Here is a 1,223-nt window from a genome sequence, read left to right as displayed (position 1 = left end):
GATGTCAATCCACAGCTTCGGTGATACGTTTAGCCCCGGTACATTTTCGGCGCAGAGTCACTCGACCAGTGAGCTATTACGCACTCTTTAAATGGTGGCTGCTTCTAAGCCAACATCCTGGTTGTCTAAGCAACTCCACATCCTTTTCCACTTAACGTATACTTTGGGACCTTAGCTGGTGGTCTGGGCTGTTTCCCTTTTGACTACGGATCTTATCACTCGCAGTCTGACTCCCACGGATAAGTCATTGGCATTCGGAGTTTGTCTGAATTCGGTAACCCGATGAGGGCCCCTAGTCCAAACAGTGCTCTACCTCCAAGACTCTTCTTCGTGAGGCTAGCCCTAAAGCTATTTCGGAGAGAACCAGCTATCTCCAAGTTCGATTGGAATTTCTCCGCTACCCACACCTCATCCCCGCACTTTTCAACGTGCGTGGGTTCGGGCCTCCATCCAGTGTTACCTGGACTTCACCCTGGACATGGGTAGATCACCTGGTTTCGGGTCTACAACTACATACTAATTCGCCCTGTTCAGACTCGCTTTCGCTGCGGCTCCGTCTTTTCAACTTAACCTCGCATGCAATCGTAACTCGCCGGTTCATTCTACAAAAGGCACGCCATTACCCATAAATGGGCTTTGACTACTTGTAGGCACACGGTTTCAGGATCTCTTTCACTCCCCTTCCGGGGTGCTTTTCACCTTTCCCTCACGGTACTGGTTCACTATCGGTCACTAGGGAGTATTTAGCCTTGGGAGATGGTCCTCCCAGCTTCCGACCGGATTTCACGTGTCCGGCCGTACTCAGGATCCACTCAGGAGGGAACGAAGTTTCGAATACAGGGCTTTTACCTTCTATAGCGGACCTTTCCAGATCGCTTCATCTACCCCGTTCCTTTGTAACTCCATGTTGAGTGTCCTACAACCCCGAAAGGCAAGCCTTTCGGTTTGGGCTGTTCCCGTTTCGCTCGCCGCTACTCAGGGAATCGCGTTTGCTTTCTCTTCCTCCGGGTACTTAGATGTTTCAGTTCCCCGGGTCTGCCTTCAATACCCTATGTATTCAGGTAAAGATCCTGCCCCATTACGAGCAGGGGGTTCCCCCATTCGGAAATCTCCGGATCAAAGCTTGCTTACAGCTCCCCGAAGCATATCGGTGTTAGTCCCGTCCTTCATCGGCTCCTAGTGCCAAGGCATTCACCGTGCGCCCTTTCTAACTTAACCTAAAA

The 1,223-nt window shown here is 51.1% G+C and carries 1 rRNA gene; it reads right to left on the bottom strand.

The annotated features are described in order from the left end of the window. Positions 1-1,218: ribosomal RNA gene (locus M3183_RS26495) — 23S ribosomal RNA — on the bottom strand; the annotation flags it as partial. Between the last annotated feature and the right edge of the window lie 5 nt (positions 1,219-1,223).

The organism is Neobacillus mesonae (assembly GCF_023715155.1).
Lineage (GTDB): Bacteria > Bacillota > Bacilli > Bacillales > Cytobacillaceae > Neobacillus > Neobacillus mesonae_A.
Note: the sequence above shows the minus strand (reverse complement) of the source record. Positions and strands in the feature narration are given on the sequence as shown.